This is a genomic window from Aquimarina aquimarini, from assembly GCF_900299535.1.
GTDB classification, from domain to species: Bacteria; Bacteroidota; Bacteroidia; order Flavobacteriales; family Flavobacteriaceae; genus Aquimarina; species Aquimarina aquimarini.
The window spans coordinates 111935-130281 of record NZ_OMKE01000007.1 but is presented as its reverse complement, the minus strand read 5'-3'; the positions used below and the strand labels follow the sequence as shown (position 1 = coordinate 130281).

The following is an 18347-nucleotide window of genomic DNA, read 5'->3' as shown; positions in this document are numbered from 1 at the left end:
CATACTCTGGGTTTTAACGCACTAATACTACTAAGATTTTAGGTTTATCGCAATCGATCTACAGATTTTACGAGATCTTCATCCTTTTTAATAGCCTTATTGGCCATCACTAATAAAACGATAGAAATAATAGGTATGAATTTCCCAATACCCTTCACAGGATCAGATCCTCCAGGTAATGTTAGAGACCAATAAACAAATACTCCTAGTAAAATAAAGTTTAATAAGATATTGATACGCCCCAATACAAATTGAAGCTTTCTGTTTCTAAATAAAAATATTGAAATAAAAGATAAGACCGCCGACCCTATAAAGAGTGCCAAAAGAAATGGATTACCTATCGCAAAAAGCTCTAGTCCATTTTGATCTAATCCATATGGTAAATACACCCAAAGACCTCCTGAAATTATAGTGGCCAATAAAAGGTATATGGTTTGAATTCTTTGTAACATTAATTTTCTTATAACTAAAAAGCAAAAATAAGAGTTTCTTTTTATAATTGTGTAAATAATTAAAAATAAAGTCGTATACTTGCATCTCAAAATATGTAACCTTCTCAAATGAGGTTACTTACCTTCGAAAATAAAATTTTCCTAGAATTCTTCTTTAGAAAATTTAAATCTAAAATTATATAACACATTTAAATGTTAGAAATTTCTGAACTAAAAGCAAAAAAGCTTCCTGAATTGCAAGAAATTGCAAAAAACCTTAACGTACCTAAATTTCGTACCTTAAAAAAACTTGATCTAGTATATCAGATATTAGATTATCAGGCAACGAACCCTAGCAAAGTAAAACAAGTGATTACTGAGGAACCTTCAGAAAAGAAAGATTCTGAAAAGCCTAAACCCAACACTAGACAAAGAAGACCACGCACACGCAAGTCTGAAAACACTGAAAATACTGAAAACACAACACCTAAAGAGGTAAAACCAACAAAAGAGCGCAAGGTTAAAGAAGAAACAACCCCAGCTCCAGCTACAACTACACCTCAAAAGACTACTTCTCAGAAAACTGTTGTCAAAGACAATGACAAAGGCGAAAAAAACAGACCGCAACAAAACAGAGAAGACAAAAAAGAAAATCGAAACAGAGGTAATGACAACAAACCTCAACAAAACAAAACTCGAAACAATAATAATAACAAAAAAGAAAACGGGAATCGCGATAACAGAAATCGCTATAAAGAACCCGATTTTGAATTTGATGCAATTATAGAAAGTGAAGGTGTACTTGATATTATGCAGGATGGATACGGGTTTTTGAGATCAAGTGACTACAACTACCTATCATCTCCAGATGATATCTATGTATCACAATCTCAAATAAGACTTTTTGGACTCAAAACAGGAGATACTGTATTAGGACAAGTACGCCCTCCTAAAGAAGGAGAAAAATATTTCCCTCTTATCAAAGTAAACAAAATTAACGGCCTTGATCCACAAGTAGTTCGAGATAGAGTTTCTTTTGAACACCTTACTCCTCTATTTCCTCAAGAAAAATTTAACCTAGCAGAAAGACAAAGTACGATCTCTACACGAATCATGGATCTTTTTGCCCCAATAGGAAAAGGGCAACGCGGTATGATTGTATCACAACCAAAGACAGGTAAGACCATGTTACTCAAAGATGTTGCCAATGCAATTGCAGCCAATCATCCAGAAGTATACCAAATGATTTTACTTATAGATGAAAGACCAGAAGAAGTTACAGACATGCAACGTAACGTAAAAGGAGAAGTTGTTGCCTCTACTTTTGACAAAGAAGCCAATGAGCATGTTAAAGTAGCCAACATCGTACTTGAAAAAGCAAAAAGATTAGTAGAGTGTGGGCATGATGTTGTAATACTATTAGACTCTATCACTAGGCTTGCTCGTGCATACAACACAGTACAACCAGCTAGTGGTAAAATACTAAGTGGTGGTGTTGATGCCAATGCCTTGCATAAACCAAAACGTTTCTTTGGGGCTGCTCGTAATATAGAAAACGGAGGCTCGTTAACTATTATCGCAACAGCACTAACAGAAACAGGCTCTAAAATGGACGAAGTAATTTTTGAAGAGTTTAAAGGAACTGGTAACATGGAACTACAATTAGACCGTAAAATCTCTAACCGTAGAATATTCCCTGCTATCGACCTTACATCATCAAGTACTCGTCGAGATGATATCTTACTAGATGAAACAACCATCCAAAGGATGTGGGTAATGCGTAAATACCTTGCAGATATGAATCCTGTTGAAGCAATGGAGTTTATTAATGATCGTTTCAAACAAACAAGAAACAATGATGAGTTCCTTATCTCTATGAACGGGTAAGAGATACCATATATAAATACTATAAAAAGACGGCTATCTTCATTGATAGTCGTCTTTTATATTTTATCTATTCTTTAAGAATAAACAAACCCCTTCTCCTTAACTTTATTTTTTTAATCAACCATTTTGAAAGTTTTACACCTAGAGCCTGACCAATCATTAAAACCATATTATCATGAAAAACATACCATATATATTATGCATCCTTGCAATAACACTATCAAGTTGCCAAGGCAATAGCCAATCAAAAAACAACCAAAAAGAAATCACCCCTACACAAAACATAACTCCTGTTCAGGTTCAACCCAAAAACGGCTTAGAGAGGGCTTATTTTGCAAGCGGATGTTTCTGGTGCGTAGAAGCAATTTACGAAAGCGTACATGGCGTAAAAGAATCTATATCAGGCTACTCAGGTGGGCATACCAAAAACCCTACTTATGAGTCTAGCAATACAGGACGAACAGGTCATGCAGAAGCTGTAGAAATAATTTATGATCCAAAAACAGTAACTTTCTCAACATTAGTAGATGTATATTTTGGATCTCAAAATCCAACACAAATCAACGGGCAAGGCCCAGATCATGGCCCACAATACAGATCGATTATTTTTTATCAAAATGAAAAACAAAAAAAAATAATCATTGAAAAAAAAGAAGCTTTAAAAAAACAATTAAAAAGAAGAATCGCAGCTGAAATAGTACCATTTCAAAAATTCTGGAAAGGAGAAGCATACCATCAAGATTACGAAAAAAGAAACCCTAACAACCCATACATAAGAAACATATCTATACCGAGATTGAAGAAATTTCAGACAAAATACCCTAATCTTATAAAAAATAAACACTAAACTAATAACTTATTTTCTTTTATTGTTTCCTTTAAACCAAGAATACAAATACACAAATCAAGAAAACAAAATTTAAACGCTACTTTACTATAGAGTTTAGTCATTTCTCACAAGACCGACAAAAAGAAAAAAATATTAATATTAAATCGGTTATAGTGCTCAAAAAAATCGTTGAAAAACACAATTTGAACAAAAAAAAATGTTATTTTTATGTAAATAAAATGAAAACAAGTTGTGTTTTTCATATTAAAACATTACTTTTGATTCTGATTTAATAGTTTTCTTTTCAGTATTTTAATAGTAAATATTGAAGTTTTACTAAAACAAAAAAGCACTAGTAACCTGAAAAACAGCTATTTAAACCACGAATTGTTCTTTAAAAAAATGATTATTTATACGTCTTACAGCAAGATATATTAAAGCAAAAAATAAGAGTTAATTAACTTTGGCATTTTTTTTGAAGTTCAATTATTGACGGTAAATTATGTTTTTTTATAAAAATTTTAGAAAACAGTAATATAAAAATTTGAAAATTATAACCCAATCTACTTAAAAACAAGCAATATGAAGTCTATTTTTACATTTATTCTGCTTTTGGTGATTACTTTTTCGTCTGCTCATGCGCAGGATGGGCAATACTTAATGTCTTCTGGTAAACTAGAAGTAAGAAGTGGTCCAGGTCTACAGTTTAACACTATTGCCGAAGTTCCTCAAGGAACTCAGGTATACGTTATGAGTTCTAGTTATGGAGACTGGAGTGCAATACAATTCAAAAAAATGAATGGTTTTGTACTTAGTAAGTTACTAACGGAAGATAGCCGAATAGCAGACGCGGAAAGAGCCGCACAAGAAGCAGCTGCAAAAAGAGAAGCAGCAAAACAAGCAGCAGCACAAGCTATTGCCAAAGCTGAAGCAGCAAAAAGAGCTGCTGAAGAAGCAGCAAGAAGAGCAATCGCTGATGCAGAACGTTTAAAAAGAGAAGCAGAAGCATCTGCAGCAAAAGCTATTGCTGATGCTGAAGCCGCATCTAGATCTAAAGACGCTGCAGCAAGAAGAGCTCTTGCTGATACTGAAGAAACAAGAAAAGCTGTGGAAGAAGCTAACAAAAGAGCCGCAAGAGGATCTAATGTCGCTTCAAATCCTATCGAATCTACAACACCATCATATGGATCTAGCAGCAATAGTTCTTCTAACACAAGTTCAGCTAAACCAGCTTCTATCGAAGTATCTAGAGAAAATAAATACTCTAGCTGGGAGAAAAAGACATACAAATCTGGTGCTACTCCAAAATCATTTAATTTCAAAGGGAAGTTTGACTACAAGTTAGATAACTACTTAAAAATTAAAGTAGGAAAAAATACTGAAGTGGTTATCAAGATGTACAAAATGGGTAAAACCAAATCTGACGATGAGTTAGTTCGTATTACATACATCAACTCAAATACGACTCAGTTTATAAGAAACGTTCCTGAAGGAGAATATTACCTTAAAATAGCTTATGGTAGAGACTGGAAAGAAACTACTAAAGATGGTAAAAAATACGGAACTTTTACTCAGAATGCTTTATATGAAGAAAGTAAGCAAATCTTAGACTTTAACACTGTTAAAACATCTAAAGGAATCAATGTACCTTCTTATAACTTAGCACTTGACCTTCTTACTAACGGAAGTGGATATAGTACTGGTAACAAAGAAGAGAGTATATCTGCTGATGCTTTCAATAACTAAAATTTAAAACAATACAATACATTTTATAATCACCAAAATATAAATGTAACAAATAAACGCCAGGGCTTATATTATATAAGTTCTGGCGTTTTTTTCATTACTTCTTCTTTCAGTTTAAACCGCTCTTTCTCTATATTAGACGTACCATACAAGTTTCCAGGTTTATCAACACATACTTCAGAATAATTCATTATTCGTTTAGCAATACATCCCAAAGCTAAATCATCAAACAAGTTCATGATGTATCCAACTGAAAACTATTTTTCAAATTTCGTGACAAGCCCTCCCAAAATCAAATTCTACAACATAGAACAAAACTCATCTCTTACACATAACAAAGACCGTCCTCCTCTTTACCTCCACTATTCTATTTAAAAACCATTCTTTACAAAACTCACATGCCTCCTATAACAAATAGCCTAAAATCCATTTATCAAAAATTGAACATTAAAACTATATCTGTACTTATTTATATTCTTATACTACCAGCCATCTCCACAATATTGAAATCTACCCCTCCCCACAACCTTCATATAGCCTTATCATACACCGATAAGGCACAAAAAAAACTCTGCTATATAAATAACAGAGCCTTTTTATGATAAAAAAATATTTTAAAACGAACTACGCGTTATTACGGTGCCTTTCTCTTGCCAACAATGTATTTTTAAGCAACATTGCTATTGTCATTGGCCCTACCCCTCCAGGAACTGGAGTAATAAAAGATGATTTTTTACTTACATTTTCAAAATCTACGTCTCCAACAATTCGATATCCTTTTGTTTTTGATTCATCTGGAACCCTAGTAATACCTACATCAATAACTACTGCATCGTCTTTAACCATTTCTGCTTTTAAGAAATTAGGCACTCCTAATGCAGAGATTACGATATCTGCCTGAGAAATAATCTGAGTAATGTTTTTTGTATGGCTATGCGTCAATGTTACGGTTGAATTACCTGGCCATCCTTTTCTTCCCATTAGGATACTCATAGGTCTTCCTACAATATGACTTCGCCCTATAACAACAGTATGCTTTCCTTTGGTATCAACACTATATCGTTCTAATAATTCAAGAATACCAAATGGAGTTGCTGGAATAAAAGTAGACATATCCAATGCCATTTTACCAAAGTTCATAGGGTGAAAACCATCTACATCTTTATCTGGATCTACTGCTAGCAATACTTTTTGCGTATCAATTTGTGGCGGCAATGGTAACTGCACTATAAAACCATCAATATCATCATTTTCATTTAATTCTTTGATCTTTGCCAACAATTCTACTTCACTAGTAGTACTCGGCATTTTGACCAAAGTAGACTCAAAACCTATTCGCTCACAAGCCCGCACCTTACTCCCAACATAGGTTAAACTAGCTCCATCATTACCTACTAATACAGCTGCTAGATGTGGTACTTTTTCACCACGCTCTTTCATTTTCTCTACCTCAGCAGCTATTTCATTTTTGATATCGTTACTTACTTTTTTTCCGTCTAATATTTCCATTCCCCCTAGAGTTACCTTTAGTTTTTATGATTACTAATTATATTTATTTCATTTTACCCATCATCTGCATCATTCGCTTTCCTCCACTACCCTGCATCATTTTCATCATTTTGCTCATCTGATCAAACTGCTTTAGCAATTGATTTACTTGCTGAATCGATGTACCTGATCCTTTACCAATACGTTTTTTTCTACTTGAATTGATAACTTGAGGTTTTGATCTCTCTTCTGGAGTCATAGAATGAATAATAGCTTCAATATGCTTAAAAGCATCATCATCTATATCCATATTTTTCATCATCTTACCTGCACCAGGAATCATACCTATCAGATCTTTCATGTTCCCCATTTTTTTGATCTGCTGAATCTGTTTCAAGAAATCATCAAACCCAAACTGGTTTTTAGCAATTTTTTTTTGTAATTTCCTAGCTTCTTCTTCATCAAATTGTTCCTGGGCTCTTTCTACAAGAGAAACTACATCTCCCATTCCTAGGATACGATCAGCCATACGAGAAGGATAAAACACATCTATCGCTTCCATTTTTTCTCCAGTACCTATAAATTTAATCGGCTTATTGACTACAGATTTTATTGATATTGCCGCCCCACCTCGAGTATCTCCATCAAGTTTGGTAAGAATCACACCATCAAAATTCAATACATCGTTAAAAGCTTTTGCTGTATTTACCGCATCTTGCCCTGTCATAGAGTCAACAACAAATAGCGTTTCATTGGGTGTAATCGCTTTGTGAATATTTGCAATCTCTGTCATCATGACTTCATCAACTGCCAAACGTCCTGCTGTATCAATAATAACTACATTAAATCCGTTGGCTTTTGCATGAGCAACTCCCGCTTTGGCAATAGCAACAGGATCATTATTTCCTCTATCACTAAATACCTCTACATTAATTTGCTCACCAACTACATGTAACTGATCAATTGCAGCTGGTCTATAAACGTCACATGCTACAAGAAGTGGTTTTTTAGTTTTTTTAGTCGCAAGAAAATTAGCTAGTTTACCAGAAAATGTGGTTTTACCAGATCCCTGTAATCCAGACATCAATATTACCGATGGATTTCCAGACAGATCAACTCCTGCAACATCTCCCCCCATTAATTCTGTCAATTCATCCTTAACGAGTTTTACCATTAACTGCCCCGGTTTCAAGCTTTTTAGAACATTTTGTCCTAACGCCTTTTCTTTTACCGTTGCCGTAAATTCTTTAGCAATTTTATAATTTACATCAGCATCAACTAATGCCCTTCTCACTTCCTTAAGGGTTTCAGCAACATTTACTTCTGTTATCTGCCCATGCCCTTTTAAAATATGTAAGGCCTTATCTAACTTATCACTTAAATTATCAAACATATATTTTCTCGTATTTTCAAAACACTATCTTTATCAATAGATCGTGCAAATTTAAGAATTTGAAGTGTATAAATAAAGGATGCAATTATAGAATTATAGAAGTAATCCTATGATTTGTTCTTGATTATGATGTAGAGAATCTATTATCTCTTAAAAAAGTAGTGTTGTAAATATCTTTGAACAAATATGATAAAACTGTTACTCTAACAAAAAGGAATCTCAATTTATGGTTATAGGTTATTGAAGGTGCTTGATACCACTATAACTTACAACCTCTTCTCCACCTACAACTTTTACAGCATTCTTAACAATTTCAAATCCTTTTTTCTTAAAAAATGGCTGAGTCATTAAATTTACTTTTGCTGTAAGAGTAACAATATTTAAGTCTTTTGCTATTTCTTCGATAGTTTTATACAATTCGGCAGCAATACCTCTACCGTGATAATTCATATGTACAAAAATATATTCTATATTCCCTTTTTTATCCATTGAGAAAGACCCTACGATTTCACCATTTAGTTTAGCATTATACACAAAGTCTTTTTCAAACTTATTTTGCCAATATGCTTTATTTACAGCTAATCGTGAGTATATTTTAATTTCAGATTTGGTAAATATCATTGCACCATAGGTGATTACTGTTTGGTAAAACAAATGTTGCATCAATGGTAAATCTTGATTTGTTGCTCTTGATATTTCACAATTCATATTACTAAAATAAAAAAAACAACTTCTATATTACATTTTATCTGTTTAATTTTTGTGTAATACTTAGACCAAAGGAAAAAAAAATCGACATTCTTCCACTAATTGAAGGAAAAACATCGATTTTAAAGAATTTCTTACTTTTAAGACTACATGCGCTCAGGAACATTAATTCCTAAAAGTTTAAATGCAGATTTAATTGTACGACCTACCACATCTGAAAGCTGTACTCTAAATATTTTTTCATCATCTGAGTCCGCTCCAAATATTGGTACGTTTTGAAAGAAAGAATTATAACCCTTCACCAAATCATATGTATAATTGGCTATTATTGCAGGGCTAAGGTCGTCTGCTGCATTTTGTATTATTTCTGGGTAAGATTCTAACAACTTGACAACATCCTTTTCTTTCTGATTCAATACTATTGTAGAAATATCTTTACTGTAATCAAAATCTGCCTTACGCAAAATCGCTTGAATTCTTGCATAGGTGTATTGTATAAAAGGCCCTGTATTACCTTGAAAATCTACAGATTCCTCAGGATTAAAGAGAATACGTTTTTTGGGATCTACTTTTAAAATATAATATTTTAAAGCTCCTAGTCCTATAATACGATACACCTCTTTTTTCTCTTCATCAGTATACCCTTCTAGTTTACCAAGGTCTTTAGAAATATCACCTGCTGTCTTTGCCATCTCTATGATTAGATCATCTGCATCAACCACAGTTCCTTCTCTACTTTTCATTTTACCACTAGGCAAATCGACCATACCGTAACTAAGATGATGTAAATACTGCGCCCAATCATATCCTAGTTTTTTCAAAATCAAAAACAATACTTTAAAATGATAATCTTGCTCATTACCTACAGTATAAATCATCCCCCCTATATCAGGGTTATCTTTTACTCGTTGAATGGCTGTTCCAATATCCTGAGTCATATATACTGCTGTACCATCACTACGCAACACTAATTTCTCATCAAGTCCTTCATCTGTAAGGTCACACCACACAGATCCGTCTTCTTTTTTAAAGAAAACACCTTTAGTCAACCCTTCTTCAATATTATTTTTACCTAGCAAGTATGTATCACTCTCATAATAGTAGCTATCAAAATCTACCCCCAGAGCCTTATAAGTTTGATCAAAGCCATCATACACCCATCCATTCATCATTTGCCATAATTGCACTACGTCCTTATCTCCTGCCTCCCATTTTCTCAGCATCTCCTGAGCCTCTATAATAACTGGTGCTTCTTTTTTTGCTTCTTCCTCTGTTTTTCCTTCACCTATCAGTTGAGCTATTTGCTCTTTATACACCTGATCAAATTTCACATAGTAGTTACCTACCAACTTATCTCCTTTTAAACCAGTAGATTCAGGGGTTTCTTCATTACCATATTTTTGCCATGCTAGCATAGACTTACAAATATGTATCCCTCTGTCATTTATAATCTGAGTTTTATATACTCTTTTTCCACTCGCTTTTATAATCTCTGCAACAGCATACCCTAATAAGTTATTTCTAATATGACCTAAATGCAACGGTTTGTTTGTATTTGGCGAAGAATACTCTACCATCGTTGCTTTATCATTTTCAGAAGGCGTGACAAATCCATACTTTTTATCATTTTTAGTTTTTGCAAAAAAACTAAAGTAATACGAGTCAGAAATTACAAGATTCAGAAAGCCTTTTACCACATTATAATTATCAATTTCCTTTACGTGTTCTACCAAATATTGACCAACTGACTCTCCTATCTGAACAGGATTTCCTTTTACTACTCGTAACATTGGAAATACCACTACTGTAATATCTCCTTCAAACTCTTTTCGGGTAGCTTGTAATTCTACAGATTCTAATTGAGCACTATACAATTGTTGTATTGCTTCTTTTACTTTTCCCGAAATGACTTCTTGTACACTCATCTTCTTAAAAATTTAAGCTGCAAAGATAAGAGAATTTACACTGTAGTACTATGTGTTTTATAATCATTCATCATGCTCTAAAAAAACACATGGCAATTGTATAAGAAAGTTAGAATTCTTATGCTAATATCATATCAATTCTGATGAATAATCTATGAAGAATCAGGTTTATACCTAACAACAATTAATTAACAATATGCTTTATAAAATCAGAAAGCAATATAATCAAGCATTCTATTGTATTTCTTTGTATCTTATAATTAAAAATGAAAATCCTTCTTACTGGTGCTAATGGATATATTGGAATGCGGTTACTCCCTTTACTTCTAAGTTTTGGTCATGAAATTATATGTTGTGTAAGAGATAAAAATAGGCTATCTATAGATAAGGAGCTTCAAAAAAAAGTATCAGTAGTAGAAATAGATTTTCTAACCCCCCCAGACTCTTCTATTCTTCCTTCAAACATTGATATAGCATATTACCTCATTCATTCTATGAGTTCTTCTACTACAGATTTTGATAAAAAAGAAGAATTATCTGCTCAAAACTTTAATCTCTATGCAAAACATACCTCTTTTAAACAGGTGATTTATCTAAGCGGTATTGTTAATGAAAAAAATTTATCAAAACATTTATGGTCTCGGAAAAACGTAGAAAAAATTTTATATCAAGGCAACTATAATCTTACTGTGTTAAGATCTGGTATTATTGTTGGCTCTGGCAGCTCTTCGTTTGAAATCATTAGAGATTTATGTGAAAAACTCCCTCTTATGATCACTCCAAAATGGGTGAATACAAAAACGCAACCTATTGCTATAAGAGATGTTCTTCATTTTATGACTGGTGTATTGGGCAAATCGATTTGCTACAACCAATCATATGATATTAGCGGCCCTGATATTCTTACATATGGAGAAATGCTAAAACTATATGCAAAAAAGAGAGGGATTAAGCTATCTATAATCACCTTACCAATTATGACTCCCCGCTTATCATCTTACTGGTTGTACTTTGTAACGTCTACATCATACAAATTAGCACTAAATCTTGTAGATAGCATGCGCATTCCTGTGATTGCAAACGACAATCGCTTACAACAAATATTAAAAATCACTCCTATAACTTATGGTAAAGCACTTGATCTAGCTTTCTTGAAAATTGAACAAAATCAAGTGGTTTCTAGTTGGAAAGATTCTATGGTAAGTGGTCGTTTTAAAAAAAGTATTCAAAAACACATTAGTGTTCCTAAACGTGGTTGTTTTACAGATAAGAAAAAGACGCGAGTTATAGACACACAAAAAACACTTAATCGTATTTGGTCAATTGGAGGAGATACTGGTTGGTATTACGGAAATTGGATGTGGAAAATAAGAGGTGATTTTGATAAACTTATGGGGGGAGTTGGTTTACGAAGAGGTAGAACACATACTGATCAAATTTTTTCTGGTGATTCTCTAGATTTCTGGAGAGTATTGGTTGCTGATAAAAATGATATGCGTTTATTATTATTTGCTGAAATGCGTATTCCTGGTGAAGCTTGGCTAGAATTCATTATCGATAAGGAAAACATCTTACATCTTACTGCTACATTTAGACCAAAAGGAATCTGGGGTAGATTATATTGGTATTTAATGATTCCTTTTCATTACTTTATTTTCAGAGGTATGGTTCGTAAAATTACGTTAATAAACTAATTATACTAGGACAAAACGCTAAGTTTTATCGATAAATCGCTTTTTTTTTAGTTTTTTTTATATATTTATTAAAATTACTGTATGAGGCAACTTTTGCTAATTATTTTTCTACCAACACTATTTACTTCGTGTAATTCTAAGCCTGTAAAAGATGCTGAATTGCATAACTTGGTAACACTATTAATTGGCAAGTTTTCTAATAAAGAACAAGTTGAAAACGACACGAGTTTTTCTCACCTTAATCTAGTAAATATTAGAATCTGGGAAGACAGACCTGGTTATTGGGTATACTCTGAGGTTTATAGTGCTAAAGAAAACCAAAAAATCCATAATCAAACAATATCTCATTATGAACGAATGGATTCTTCTACTTTTAAGAAAACAATTTATAAAATTTCAAACATAAAAAATCATAAGGACGATACTCCTAAAGAAGGTAAAAAATCAATGATTAATAATCTTGAGTTCTTTGATAACCTATCCATTGAACGCCTTAAATTAGAAACTGGGTGTCATGTCTATTTTAAGAAAAAAACTTCTACAATATACTCTGGAAAAACAAGTAAAAAATCATGTTATTGCAGTCCAGAGCAGCTTAATTATTCTACCAGTTCATATGTAGTAAGCAGGGACAAAATATCTATTTGGACCAAAGGATACAATAAAAAAGGAAAGCAAGTTTGGGGAAATATAAAAGGACCTTTTAAATACAAAAAAATCGTAGACAATTAATTTCTTTTGTTTGAAATTGGGTTATACTATAAAATCAGCTAGTGTTTTATTCTCCAAAACCTTCAAAGTACTATCTCTTACCTCTATCATAACACTATGTACTGCGCACAAAGCTTCATCGGGGCAATCATCACATTTTTCATAAAAATTAAGACTTACACAAGGAACCATAGCTATGGGGCCTTCTAGCACTCTTATTACAGATGCCATTGTAATATCTATTGGTTCTTTAATAAGATAATACCCTCCTCCTTTTCCTTTCTTGGATCCTAGAAATCCCGTTTTCTTTAAAGTTAAAAGAATGCTTTCTAAAAATTTCTGAGAAATATTCTCACTTTTTGCTATTTCAGAAATCAATACTGGTTCATTACATTTCTTTCTTGCAATATAAGTAAGTGCTTTTAAGCCATATTTCGTTTTTTTTGAAAGCATATTCTAATTGATTACAATCCTACCGTTTTTGTATTATCCCTTGTGATTCAAAATTCACTTACCCCTTTTTAGGAAGAAAAATTTCTGCCATCATACAACGTGCACTCCCACCTCCTAATGTTTCGATAGTAGTAAGGTCACTATAAAGAATTTCACAATGCTGTTGTATTTTGGTAATTTGATCCCCTGTAAAGCTTTTAAATGCTGATGATGACATTACAAGATAACGTTTATCTTTTAATCCTACAACCTGTAACACATTACCTGCAAATCCAACCACTTGATCTTCTGTAATTGATAGTATCTCTTTACCATCATTTTTTAAATGATTAATAAGGTTTTTCCTTTCTTTTTTATCATCAATACACTCTAGACATACTATCGCAAATGTTTCTCCCACTCCCATCATGACATTAGTATGATATATTGGTAACCTTTTTGAGTCAACTGTTTGATAAGCCGTAAATATAACAGGTAAATATTCAAAATCTTCACAAAACTCGATAAGCAAGTCTTCATCTGCCCTTGAAGAAAGAGCACAATATGCTTTTCTATTCACCCTATCTAACACCAAGCTCCCAGTGCCTTCTAGAAAAAGCTCTTCGTTTTCGGCTTCTGTATAATCTATTATATTCTGTATATCAAAACCAGAAGTTTCAATATAATCCAAAACTTCTGGCCTACGTTCTTTTCTTCGATTTACGGCAAACATAGGATACAATGCAACATTTCCATTTTGATGAAATGACACCCAATTATTAGGAAAGACTGCATCTGGCGTATCTTTTCCTATATCACCTTCAATCACAATCACTTGCACTCCTTTCTCTTTTAGCACTGCTACAAAAGTATCAAACTCTTGTATGGCTTTTTCCAGAATATCATGAGGGGATAAGCTTACTGCTTTTTGATAATAATTATTTACAGCAGTTTGTTCATTCATCCTAAATTCTACTGGACGAATCATTACTACAGTATTAGTTACTTGTGTTTTCAAATAATTAATTTATCATTTTTTGAGAAATCGTTGCTGTTGTTGCCTTTAGTACTTCAAAAGCTGCTTCTGCCATCTTATTCCCCTTATTATCTAAAGTAGGATTAACCTCTACAACTTCAAAACATACTGTTTTTTCAGTTTCTATAAATGTCTTAATTATACGAATAGCTTCATCAATATCAAATCCTCTGGACACAGGAGTACCTGTTCCTTTTGATATCAAATCACAATCCATGCTATCCACATCAAATGACACATAAATAATATCACAAGATTCTAATCTTTGAACAGCTTCTTCAAGACACTTATCAAAACCGCGATAGCGCATTTCTTCTACAGTATAATTTTTGATATCATTATCTGCTATTATCTTTTCTTCTGCTTCCTCTGTATCTCTTACCCCAAAATATACTACATGTTGATGTGCTACTTTTTGACCATCAATACCTATATTTTTCATTTTATTCCACAAATCTGCTGTCTCTTCTAATACTTGATTTGTTTTCAAATCTATATTATCAGTAGCTAATGCAGCAGCCAAAGGCATACCGTGTATGTTTCCAGATGGAGACGTATATGGTGAGTGTATATCTGCATGAGCATCTATCCAAACAACTCCTAATGTTTTTGTTGGATACGCTGCTTTTATTCCACTTATTGTTCCTAAAGCAGAAGAATGGTCTCCTGACAAAACAATAGGGTACGCATTGTTTTTAAGATTAGTAGACACACTATCACTTAATCTAGTACAAACTTTTAATACGCTACCTATTCGTTTAGCAAATGAATTATTTACTTTATTGTATATAGTTTCATTCTCTGTTTCTACATCTTCAAAATCATAAAGATTAAAATAATCATCTTTATGATTTATTGCTGCAATTTCTATTGCATCAATCCCCATATCAGAACCTCTGGTTCCCGCACCAATATCTGATCTGTTTTTTACTAATTTTATTTCTTTCATTGTGTACTCCTGTTTTAATTGCTTAAAAAATAACAAACAAGCAAAACAACTTTTACTCTATTTACTTACTCTATTCTGTTCTTCTTCTACCTTGTTTTATCAATCTACATTTTGAAATGTATGGTAATAAAACAACAAAAGCCTTACTACTATTTTTTATAATGTAAGGCTTTTATTTTATACTTGAATCTTTTATCTCTTTTCTACTGTTACAAAAGATCTTTCGTTTTCTCCAATATATATTTGTCTTGGTCTTCCTATTGGTTCTTTACGAAGCCTCATTTCTCTCCATTGAGCAATCCATCCTGGTAATCTACCTAAAGCAAACATCACAGTAAACATTTCTGTAGGAATGCCTAAAGCTCTATATATAATACCAGAATAGAAATCAACATTCGGGTATAATTTTCTTTGTACAAAATACTCATCCTCGAGTGCCACTTTTGCTAACCCTTTTGCTATATCAAGAACTGGATCTTCTATCCCTAAGTTTCCTAATACTTCTTCTGCCGATTTTTTTATAATCTTAGCTCTTGGGTCAAAGTTCTTGTATACTCTATGCCCAAACCCCATTAAACGGAACGGATCATTCTTATCTTTTGCTTTAGCTATATATTTAGCGGTATCACCTCCATCTTCTTTAATTGCCTCAAGCATCTCTATAACCGCTTGATTAGCTCCACCGTGAAGTGGCCCCCACAATGCAGAAATCCCTGCTGATAACGATGCAAATAGTCCCGCATGAGAAGAACCTACTATTCTCACTGTTGAAGTAGAACAGTTTTGCTCATGATCCGCATGAAGTATTAATAATTTATCCAATGCATCATTAACAATCTTATTAGCCTCATATGACTTGTTTGGTCTAGCAAACATCATTTTATGTAAATTCTCTACATAGCCCAATGAGTTATCTCCGTAATCCAAAGGAAGACTTTTTCGTTTTCTCATCGTCCAAGCTGCAAGTACAGGGAATTTTGCTAATATTTTCACAATAGCTCCGTACATTTCTTCTTCAGAATCAACATCTACAGATCCAGGGTTAAAAGCAATTAATGCACTGGTTAATGATGACAATACTCCCATTGGATGCGCACTTTTAGGAAACCCATCAAGGATTTTCTTCATGTCTTCATCTACATGAGATTCTTCTTTTATATCGCTATCAAATTTTTCTAATTCTGCTGCTGTTGGTAATTCTCCAAAAATTAACAAATAAGCAACTTCTAAGAAATCAGCTTTTTCTGCTAATTCTTCTATAGAATATCCTCGGTATCTCAGGATTCCTTTTTCTCCATCGAGAAAAGTGACACCACTCTCACAACTTCCAGTATTTTTATACCCAGGATCAATTGTAGTAACCCCTCCAGTTGCGCCTCTAAGTGTCTTAATATCAATTCCTAATTCGTTCTCTGTTCCTTCTATAATTGGAAACTCGTACTTATTACCGTCGATTTCTAACGTAGCTTTTTTTGACATTTGATTATTTTAGAATTTTGCTGTTATTGTAGAAATGCTAAAGTACGAAATATAGTGTTAAAATAGTATTAATGAGAGGATCAATTTTGGGGTTAAAATTGATTTTTATCGTAGTCAAAAAAAAGGAGGTGCCTTGTACAAGACACCTCCTTTTTTATACTTTTCCTACAAGGTATTTATTTCACCTTAAAAGCATTTTCTTTTGGATAGTATGCTATAGTTCCTAGCTCTTCTTCTATACGAAGTAATTGATTATACTTTGCCATTCTATCACTACGAGAAGCTGATCCCGTTTTGATCTGTCCAGTATTCAAAGCTACAGCAAGGTCTGCAATAGTATTGTCTTCTGTTTCACCTGAACGATGAGACATTACAGATGTATACCCTGCATTATGAGCCATATTTACAGCTGCTATAGTTTCTGTAAGAGTTCCTATCTGGTTTACTTTTATCAATATAGAGTTTGCAATCCCATTTTTAATTCCTCTAGAAAGCCTTTCTACATTTGTTACAAACAAATCATCTCCTACTAACTGCGTTTTATCACCAATTTTATCTGTTAGGTATTTCCAACCATCCCAATCATTTTCATCCATACCATCTTCTATAGAAATGATTGGATATTTTGCTGCTAATTCTGCCAAATAATCTGCTTGTTCTTCACTTGTACGAATCACTCCTTTATCTCCTTCGAATTTTGTGTAATCATATTTACCATCAACAAAAAATTCTGCTGCTGCACAATCTAAAGCTACCATTACATCTTCTCCAAATTTATATCCAGCTTTTTCTACTGCCAAAGCTATCGAATCTAAAGCGTCTTCTGTACCATCTAACGCTGGAGCAAACCCTCCTTCATCACCAACTGCAGTACTCAATCCACGATCATGTAGTACTTTTTTTAGGTTATGAAAAATCTCTGTCCCCATTTGCATTGCATGTGTAAAGTTTTCTGCTTTTACAGGCATTACCATAAATTCTTGAAACGCAATCGGTGCATCACTATGAGATCCTCCATTAATAATATTCATCATTGGTACTGGTAGTGTGTTTGCACTAACTCCTCCTACATATCTATACAATGGCATATTAAGCTCATTTGCTGCTGCTTTTGCCGCTGCCAATGAAACTCCTAATATAGCGTTTGCCCCAAGTTTTGATTTATTAGGTGTACCATCTAATTCGATCATTGTTTGATCTAATAGATTTTGCTCAAACACAGAATACCCTAATAACTCTTCAGCAATTATTGTATTAACATTTTCAACAGCCTTCAGAACTCCTTTACCCATAAAGGTTTTTCCTCCATCACGTAATTCTACAGCTTCGTGTTCTCCTGTAGATGCTCCAGAAGGAACTGCAGCTCTACCTAAAATACCGTTTTCGGTAATCACGTCTACCTCTACTGTAGGGTTTCCTCGTGAATCTAAGATCTGTCTAGCGTGAATATTAATAATTACACTCATTTTTTTAATTTATTTTGTTGGATAATTTTAATTCTCTGCAATATACAAAACCAGTAATTTTTAGCGTCTTTCAAAAAACTATAATTTAGTATAGAAATGACAGTATCCTCAACAAGTTATTAACTACAACGTTATAGATCAAAACCTTACCAAAAGACATTTCTAATTTCTAC

Annotated in this window: 16 protein-coding genes; 5 read left to right on the top strand and 11 right to left on the bottom strand. The window is 33.2% G+C overall.

The annotated features are described in order from the left end of the window. Window positions 1-44: 44 nt before the first annotated feature. The gene (locus tag DG508_RS02915; RefSeq protein ID WP_108866698.1) at window positions 45-452 is read right to left on the bottom strand and encodes a DUF4293 domain-containing protein; all 408 of its coding nucleotides are present in this window, start codon (window positions 450-452) and stop codon (window positions 45-47) included. A gap of 192 nt (window positions 453-644) precedes the next feature. Between DG508_RS02915 and rho the strand changes: the two genes are divergently transcribed. From rho to DG508_RS02900, 3 genes are all read left to right on the top strand, one after another. Continuing rightward, on the top strand, window positions 645-2318 hold the full coding sequence (gene rho / locus DG508_RS02910; RefSeq protein WP_108866697.1) for a transcription termination factor Rho: 1674 nt from the start codon (window positions 645-647) through the stop codon (window positions 2316-2318). Window positions 2319-2493: 175 nt separating this feature from the next. Then, on the top strand, window positions 2494-3165 hold the full coding sequence (gene msrA, locus DG508_RS02905; RefSeq protein ID WP_108866696.1) for a peptide-methionine (S)-S-oxide reductase MsrA: 672 nt from the start codon (window positions 2494-2496) through the stop codon (window positions 3163-3165). A 564-nt stretch (window positions 3166-3729) separates the two neighbouring features. Continuing rightward, the gene (locus DG508_RS02900; protein ID WP_108866695.1) at window positions 3730-4893 is read left to right on the top strand and encodes an SH3 domain-containing protein; all 1164 of its coding nucleotides are present in this window, start codon (window positions 3730-3732) and stop codon (window positions 4891-4893) included. A gap of 71 nt (window positions 4894-4964) precedes the next feature. On the opposite strand, the gene DG508_RS20940 is transcribed toward DG508_RS02900, so the two are convergent. The 5 genes from DG508_RS20940 to argS form a co-directional block, all read right to left on the bottom strand. After that, the gene (locus DG508_RS20940) at window positions 4965-5132 is read right to left on the bottom strand and encodes a hypothetical protein (RefSeq protein WP_159090625.1); all 168 of its coding nucleotides are present in this window, start codon (window positions 5130-5132) and stop codon (window positions 4965-4967) included. A gap of 385 nt (window positions 5133-5517) precedes the next feature. Beyond that, window positions 5518-6402, bottom strand: coding sequence for a bifunctional 5,10-methylenetetrahydrofolate dehydrogenase/5,10-methenyltetrahydrofolate cyclohydrolase (locus tag DG508_RS02895; RefSeq protein WP_108866694.1), 885 nt, complete (start codon window positions 6400-6402; stop codon window positions 5518-5520). Window positions 6403-6445: 43 nt separating this feature from the next. Continuing rightward, window positions 6446-7774, bottom strand: a complete 1329-nt coding sequence (ffh, locus tag DG508_RS02890; protein WP_108866693.1) for a signal recognition particle protein — start codon at window positions 7772-7774, stop codon at window positions 6446-6448. Window positions 7775-8011: 237 nt separating this feature from the next. Continuing rightward, complete coding sequence (locus DG508_RS02885) at window positions 8012-8482, bottom strand: GNAT family N-acetyltransferase (protein ID WP_108866692.1); 471 nt, start codon at window positions 8480-8482, stop codon at window positions 8012-8014. 146 nt (window positions 8483-8628) lie between these two features. Then, on the bottom strand, window positions 8629-10407 hold the full coding sequence (argS, locus tag DG508_RS02880) for an arginine--tRNA ligase (RefSeq protein ID WP_108866691.1): 1779 nt from the start codon (window positions 10405-10407) through the stop codon (window positions 8629-8631). Window positions 10408-10673: 266 nt separating this feature from the next. Here argS and DG508_RS02875 point away from each other — a divergent pair, with 266 nt between their 5' ends. After that, on the top strand, window positions 10674-12101 hold the full coding sequence (locus DG508_RS02875) for an SDR family oxidoreductase (RefSeq protein ID WP_108866690.1): 1428 nt from the start codon (window positions 10674-10676) through the stop codon (window positions 12099-12101). Window positions 12102-12182: 81 nt separating this feature from the next. Continuing rightward, a complete protein-coding gene (locus DG508_RS02870) occupies window positions 12183-12833 on the top strand; it encodes a chromophore lyase CpcT/CpeT (protein ID WP_108866689.1) in 651 nt (216 codons plus the stop codon). A 21-nt stretch (window positions 12834-12854) separates the two neighbouring features. Here the strand turns inward: DG508_RS02870 and DG508_RS02865 are convergent, their stop codons facing one another. The 5 genes from DG508_RS02865 to eno form a co-directional block, all read right to left on the bottom strand. Next, entirely contained in the window at window positions 12855-13265 is a 411-nt protein-coding gene (locus DG508_RS02865; RefSeq protein ID WP_103863706.1) for an RrF2 family transcriptional regulator, read from the bottom strand. A 58-nt stretch (window positions 13266-13323) separates the two neighbouring features. Next, window positions 13324-14232, bottom strand: a complete 909-nt coding sequence (gene ctlX, locus DG508_RS02860) for a citrulline utilization hydrolase CtlX (protein WP_108866688.1) — start codon at window positions 14230-14232, stop codon at window positions 13324-13326. Between the two features lie 34 nt (window positions 14233-14266). Next, complete coding sequence (rocF, locus tag DG508_RS02855; RefSeq protein WP_108866687.1) at window positions 14267-15229, bottom strand: arginase; 963 nt, start codon at window positions 15227-15229, stop codon at window positions 14267-14269. A 192-nt stretch (window positions 15230-15421) separates the two neighbouring features. Further along, entirely contained in the window at window positions 15422-16708 is a 1287-nt protein-coding gene (locus DG508_RS02850; protein WP_108866686.1) for a citrate synthase, read from the bottom strand. Between the two features lie 176 nt (window positions 16709-16884). Continuing rightward, window positions 16885-18174, bottom strand: a complete 1290-nt coding sequence (gene eno, locus DG508_RS02845; protein ID WP_108866685.1) for a phosphopyruvate hydratase — start codon at window positions 18172-18174, stop codon at window positions 16885-16887. Between the last annotated feature and the right edge of the window lie 173 nt (window positions 18175-18347).